Annotated in this window: 6 protein-coding genes; all 6 read left to right on the plus strand. The window is 41.4% G+C overall.

The genetic code is table 11. The annotated features are described in order from the left end of the window. A partial coding sequence (locus tag H5072_RS07945; protein WP_182693196.1) for a PilZ domain-containing protein occupies positions 1 to 480 on the plus strand: 480 nt, incomplete at its 5' end. A 57-nt stretch (positions 481 to 537) separates the two neighbouring features. Further along, positions 538 to 1,593 (plus strand): agmatine/peptidylarginine deiminase, encoded by a 1,056-nt coding sequence (locus H5072_RS07950; RefSeq protein WP_182693197.1) that lies wholly within the window; start codon positions 538 to 540, stop codon positions 1,591 to 1,593. Then, positions 1,590 to 2,483 (plus strand): carbon-nitrogen hydrolase, encoded by an 894-nt coding sequence (locus H5072_RS07955; protein WP_024597239.1) that lies wholly within the window; start codon positions 1,590 to 1,592, stop codon positions 2,481 to 2,483. The genes H5072_RS07950 and H5072_RS07955 overlap by 4 nt, the downstream gene beginning before the upstream one ends. 59 nt (positions 2,484 to 2,542) lie before the next feature. Next, on the plus strand, positions 2,543 to 6,016 hold the full coding sequence (gene mfd / locus H5072_RS07960; protein ID WP_182693198.1) for a transcription-repair coupling factor: 3,474 nt from the start codon (positions 2,543 to 2,545) through the stop codon (positions 6,014 to 6,016). Beyond that, positions 6,016 to 6,852, plus strand: a complete 837-nt coding sequence (locus H5072_RS07965) for a peptidoglycan binding protein CsiV (protein ID WP_182693199.1) — start codon at positions 6,016 to 6,018, stop codon at positions 6,850 to 6,852. The genes mfd and H5072_RS07965 overlap by 1 nt, the downstream gene beginning before the upstream one ends. Positions 6,853 to 6,871: 19 nt before the next feature. Continuing rightward, on the plus strand, positions 6,872 to 7,126 hold the full coding sequence (locus H5072_RS07970) for a lipoprotein (protein WP_024597375.1): 255 nt from the start codon (positions 6,872 to 6,874) through the stop codon (positions 7,124 to 7,126). The last annotated feature ends 31 nt before the right edge of the window (positions 7,127 to 7,157 follow it).

The raw sequence follows: 7,157 nt of genomic DNA on the forward strand, positions 1-7,157 counted from the left end.
CCACTATTTAGATTAGCAAATGAAGTAAGTGAGCTTGAGCAAAGCTCGTTACGCCCACTGCGTAACTTAGGCGATATAGCACAAGAGCTAGCTACTTTTTTACAAGCGCAGTCACGTAAAATAGATTTAATAATGAGCCATATTTTGGCCTCAGAACAAGCCCAAGATAACGCAATACAATGTGATAGCTACGGCGGTGGCGGTATTCGTTTTACATCACCTGAAGTACACTCAATTGGCCAAGCATTTAGAACCAAACTGTTTTTGCACCACGAGGCCTCTGCGGTTTATTGTTACACCGAAGTTGTGGCAGTAGAAAAACAAGATAGCGAACAATACCAATACACTATGCTCTTTACCGCAATTAGAACCACTGACCAAGAACTTATTGTTAGAGCGAGTTTACATGCTCAAACCCGCCAACTTAAAAAACGTCAAGAACTTGATCAAAACCAAGGCGACCTAAACAGTGATAATTAGCTGACATCTTTATGTAAAATGCTAAACTAGCGCCATCTTAATTAGTATATAAAATTCATGAACTTTAGACTTTTACCAGAATGGGCCGAGCAAGACGCTGTTATGCTTACATGGCCTCACAAAGACACCGATTGGGCCGACAACTTAGCGCGTGTAGAACCTGTATATATTGAACTTGCTAAACACATAACAACGCAGCAACAGCTTGTTATTGTGGCGCATAACAGTGCCTTAAAAGTGCATATTACAGCATTACTAAATAGTGCTAACGTCTCTCTTAATCGTGTTCATTTTGTAGTAACGCCTACTAACGATACCTGGTCGCGCGATCATGGTCCGCTTACTTGCGCCGCTATTGATTCAACAGAACAATTAAAAGTATATGATTTTACTTTTAATGGTTGGGGCAATAAGTTTGAAAGCACATTAGACAATCAAATTAATCGTACTTTGGTAAAAGAGCTAAGTAGCACAAACAACCAATATCAAGCGCTCGATATGGTACTTGAAGGTGGCGGTATTGAAATAAACGAGCACGGTGTGTTGCTAACAACCAGTGAGTGTTTGCTTAATAAAAACCGTAACCCTGATTTAAACCCAAATGATATTGAAGCACTTTTGAAAGAGCACTTAGGCGCGACGAGTTTTTTATGGGTTGAACATGGCTATTTAGCGGGCGATGACACCGACAGCCACATTGATACTTTAGTGCGTTTTGCTCCAAATAATACCCTTGTATATGTGCAGTGTGACGATAAAACTGATGAGCATTTTAGCGCACTTGATGCGATGGAAAAACAACTAAAAACCTTTAAAACTGCCGATAACACCCCATATAACTTAATTGAGTTACCGTGGCCAAAAGCCGCTTATGACGATGAGCAAACACGCTTACCGGCTACCTACGCTAACTACTTAATTATTAATAATGCTGTGCTTGTGCCAACGTATAATGATGCCAATGATGAACGTGCTCTTGCACAAGTTCAAAAAGCATACCCACAACACACTATTATTGGCGTAAATTGCCAACCAATCATTGAACAATTTGGCAGCCTGCACTGTATTACAATGCAATTACCTCGTGGATTTTTAGCTGGAGCAGCACAATGACAAGCCCTGCAAAATTAACCGTTGCGTTAGTGCAACAAAGCAATACCGATAACGCAAAGGACAATATGGCAAAATCAATAAGTGCCATTCGTGAAGCCGCTCAAAAAGGTGCAAAACTGGTTGTACTCCAAGAGCTACACCGAAGCCTCTATTTTTGCCAAACCGAAAATGTTGACGTATTTGATTTAGCCGAAACCATTCCAGGCCCTAGCAGTAATGCCTTAGGTGAGCTTGCTAAAGAGCTAAGCATTGTTATTGTCGCGTCTTTATTTGAAAAACGCGCTACGGGCCTTTATCACAATACTGCGGTTGTATTAGAGCAAGACGGCAGTATTGCAGGTAAATACCGCAAAATGCATATTCCTGATGATCCAGGTTTTTACGAAAAATTTTACTTTACCCCAGGTGATATCGGTTTTGAGCCTATTCAAACCTCGGTGGGTAAATTAGGCGTGCTAGTATGTTGGGATCAATGGTTTCCTGAAGCTGCACGTTTAATGGCAATGGCTGGCGCTGAGGTATTAATTTACCCAACTGCTATCGGTTGGGATCCTAACGACGACATTGCTGAGCAAACTCGTCAAAAAGATGCGTGGGTTATTAGCCAGCGTGCCCATGCTGTTGCCAATGGCGTGCCGGTAATTAGCTGTAACCGCGTTGGCCATGAAAGTGACCCTAGTGCGCAAAGCGATGGTATTTCGTTTTGGGGCAATTCGTTTATTGCAGGCCCACAAGGTGAACTATTAGCAGAGGCTAATAATACTGATGAGCAAATTTTAGTAGTAGAAATTGATCAAAAACGCTCAGAAAACGTAAGACGTATTTGGCCTTTCTTACGTGATAGACGAATTGATCACTATAAAGACCTAACAAAAATATACCGAGACTAAGTAACCTTAACTCAAGATGGCTCTTACTTGCTAAGAGCCAACTATAAATGGAGTAATCAATGGCGTTTGAGCAATGGGCAGCCTTGCCTTGGGTAAAATCTCATAAAGATAAAATTCAATGGGGCCAGCTAAGCGGAAGTGGTTTAAGTATTGCTATTGCTGAAGGCGTTAAACAACAAGATAACTTAGTCTTAATTGTTACGCCGGATACACCAAGTGCACTGCGCCTTGAAACAGAATTAGAATATTTATTACCCGATAACCCAGTCATGGTATTTCCTGATTGGGAAACTCTGCCATACGATCATTTTTCTCCCCATCAAGATATTATTTCAGCCCGTTTGGCCACTTTAAACACCTTAAAAAAAGAACAACAAAGTGTGTTAATTGTGCCTGTATCTACTTTAATGTTGCGCACAGCCCCGGCCTCATTTATTTACGGTTCAACAATAAACTTTAAAGTGGGCGACAAACTAGACACTCATAACTTTCGTGACAACTTAGAGCAAGCTGGTTATTTAAATGTTCAACAAGTAATGGAGCACGGCGAATACGCTATACGCGGCTCTATCGTTGACTTATACCCAATGGGTAGCCCACACCCATTTAGACTCGACTTTTTTGATGACGAACTCGATACCATTCGCTTATTTGATGTAGAAACACAGCGCTCTGATGAAAAAGTAGATAAAATTGAGCTACTTCCAGCACATGAATTTCCTACTAACGACGCTGATATTGAACGCTTTAGAATAAGCTACCGTGAAAAATTTGGTGCAAGCTCGCAGCAAGACTCTGTATACATGCAAGTAAGCAAAGGTAACTGGCCTGCCGGTATTGAATACTACATGCCGTTGTTTTTTGAAAAGCTCGCGACTATTTTTGACTACCTGCCAGAAACAACTACCGTTATGCAACTGGGCGATTTAGAGCACGCGGCAGATAACTTTTGGCACGATGTAAATGTACGCTATGAGAACCGCAGAGTTGACCCACTTCGCCCATTACTAGAACCCAATGCGCTTTATCAGCCTATTGAAGAGCTGTTTTCTAATTTAGGCAATTTTGCACGTATTCGTTTATCGCTTGCAAAGCTTGGTACTAAAGCGGGCAATAAAAACTTAAGCGTTAGCGAGCTGCCTGCTATTCGAATTGATCATAAGCAGCATGAACCTTATGGCGCGTTTATAAATTATGTAGCAGAGCAAAAAAAGAAAAAAGGCCGCATATTACTCAGTGTTGAATCGGACGGTCGTCGCGAATCATTACTGAGCATTTTAAAACCAAGCGGTTTAAAATTTAAAGAATTTGAAACACTCGAACAATTTACAAAAAGCGCGAGTGATGTAGGTTTAATAGTAAGCCCGCTTGAACAAAGTGTCGTACTTGGCACTAAACCAAGCCTATCTATTATTACCGAGCAAGAACTGCTAGGTATAAAAGTATCTCAGCGCAGACGCCGCAAGCACAAGTACGAAGCCAGCCAAGATGCGCTAATCCGTAATTTAGCCGAGCTTAAAGAAGGTCAACCTGTTGTGCATCTTGATCACGGTGTTGGCCGTTATCAGGGGCTGCAAACAATTGATGCTGCAGGTGTAGTTACTGAATTTGTAACAATTACTTATGCAAGTGAAGCTAAATTGTACGTGCCAGTGTCTGCATTGCATATGCTGAGTCGTTACTCTGGTGGTGAAGAAGCCAGCGCCCCGCTGCATAAGCTTGGCTCAGATGCATGGGAAAAAGCAAAAAAACGTGCTGCTGAAAAAGTTCGCGATGTCGCCGCAGAGTTACTCGACATTTATGCTCAGCGCCAAGCAAAACCTGGTAATAAATTTACTCTAGATGCCCCCGCATATCGACAATTTAGCGATAGCTTTCCGTTTGAAGAAACTGACGATCAGCGCAACGCCATAGAAGCCGTATTAGGTGATATGCAATCAAAACAAGCGATGGATCGTTTAGTGTGTGGTGACGTAGGCTTTGGTAAAACAGAAGTGGCCATGCGCGCTGCTTTTGTAGCAGTTAACGATGATAAACAGGTAGCCATTTTAGTGCCCACCACCTTGCTCGCTCAACAACACTTTGAAAACTTTAAAGACCGTTTTGCTGATTTTCCTATTGAAGTAGGTGTACTTTCGCGCTTTAACTCCACTAAAGAGCAAAAAGACACACTTGAAAAAATGGCCAACGGTAAGCTCGATATAGTTATTGGCACGCATAAACTTATTCAACAAGACATTAAATTTAACGATTTAGGCTTGTTAATTGTTGATGAAGAGCATCGCTTTGGTGTTCGCCAAAAAGAGAAAATTAAAGCACTGCGCGCCGATGTAGACATACTCACACTGACTGCAACACCAATACCTCGTACACTCAACATGGCCATGAGCGGCATGCGCGATTTATCGATAATCGCAACGCCACCGGCTAAACGTTTAGCGGTAAAAACCTTTGTACGCCAACGCGATGTAGAACTAATACGCGAAGCGGTACTGCGAGAAATTAAACGCGGTGGCCAAGTTTACTTTTTACATAACAACGTAGAAACTATCGAGCGTGTTGCACAAGAAATTAGTGAATGGGTACCTGAAGCCAGTGTGACAACAGCCCATGGCCAAATGCGCGAGCAAGAGCTTGAGCAAATAATGACTGACTTTTACCATCAAAAATACAACGTGCTGGTATGTACCACGATTATCGAAACCGGTATTGATGTGCCTACGGCTAATACCATTATCATGGACAGAGCAGATAAACTCGGCCTTGCCCAGTTACACCAATTACGTGGACGAGTTGGGCGAAGCCACCATCAAGCGTATGCCTACTTACTAACAGGTGATCCTAAAGCGCTTTCTAAAGATGCGAGTAAACGCTTACAAGCAATTGAATCATTAGAGGATTTAGGTGCAGGTTTTGCCCTCGCTACACACGATTTAGAAATTCGTGGTGCGGGTGAGCTACTTGGCGATGATCAATCAGGCCAAATGCAAACCATTGGCTTTAGTTTATATATGGAAATGCTCGAACAAGCCGTAAATGCGCTGCGCGAAGGTAAAGAGCCAACGCTTGAAAACCTACTTCAAAAACAAACCGAAGTAGATTTAAAGCTGGCTGCATTATTACCTGATGACTACATACACGATGTTAATGCACGCTTGGGTATGTATAAGCGAATTGCAAGTTGTGCTAACCTTGATGATATGGATGAACTACAGGTGGAACTAATAGACCGCTTTGGTTTACTACCTGATGCTGCTAAAAACCTATTTAGCCTACAATTATTAAAAATGAAAGCTAGTAGTTTAGGTATAACTAAAATTGAGGCAAACCCAAAAGGTGGTTACTTTGAGTTTAGCCAAGATACCAAGGTTAACCCTAGCTTCATCATTGGCTTGATACAAAGTGCGCCTAAGGTGTACAAAATGGATGGCGCAAATAAACTGCGCTTTGCAATTAGTGAGGCAAATGCCCGCGAACGCTTAAAAATGGTCACTGCAATGATTGCAGATTTCGAAAAAAAGGTTAGCCATTAATGTTGCTAAAAAAATCGCTTATTGTTTTATGCTGCTTATTTAGCAGCACTGCATTTGCAGAACGCTGGTTTGAGGTTGAGGTGCTTGTATTTAAACAGCGCCCTGCCCCGTATTTACAAGAAGACTTTAGCCTTAAGCACAAAGCTATTGAAGATAAAAATACGCTAGACTTACTGACCCCTCTTTACACTGAACAAGCAATGCAGGCCTGCATAGATGGCGATGAGCGTTTTCAAAAACGCACTTTTACTGATTCATTAGTTAATTCAAACCCGCAATCGGGTGTATGTGACAACAGTATTGACTACCTACAAAGCTACGATGAGCTACCTGTAACGCCTTTAGCACCCGCTAAAGATGATATGCAGCAAACCTATTTATTAGCGCCGCAACAGCTGCAATTTAAAGCGCAATATAGGCAACTGGACCGCAAAGGCTTAACACCTATTCTACATACTGGCTGGCGCTTTGAAGGTGCAAGCAAGTCACGCGCCCCAAGCATGCATTTAATAGCGGGTAAGCATCTTAAAAATGAACCCAATGTAACACCTAGCTATTCAAACCCTGATTTTGTAAGTTTATTAAATTCACAACCGGCACTATTTAACGACCCAGATCAACCAAAAGCAGAGTGGGAACTAGACGGTTTATTTAAAATACATTTACGACATTATTTATACATTACAGCTAATTTTGATATTAGCCAAAAGCTAGAAAACGGCGATATAGAGTCAGCCCGTTTCTCTCAGTTTAGACGTGTAATTAGTGGTGAAGTACATTACTTTGACCATCCACGAATGGGCATGATTGTCCAGATCAGAAAATTCAAACATTAATATTAAGTAGGATATAACAATGAAAAAACTCCTTATCATCGCAGCTACATTAAGCCTTGCGGCTTGTTCTAAGGTAAGTCTTGAAAATTATGAAAAAATTAAAGTAGGCATGGATAAGACTGAAGTTGAAACTATTTTAGGCAGTGCTGATAACTGTGTTGAAAAAACACTACATACTAACTGTGTATGGGGCGATGAAGCAAAAAATATCGAGATCACGCTAGTATCAGACAAAGTAACTTTATATAGCAAACATGGCTTAGCTAATAAATAAAGTGACCAAATATTAGGGGCTGATTGTATCA

This window comes from Pseudoalteromonas sp. SR45-5 (assembly GCF_014163565.1).
Classification (GTDB): Bacteria; Pseudomonadota; Gammaproteobacteria; order Enterobacterales; family Alteromonadaceae; genus Pseudoalteromonas; species Pseudoalteromonas distincta.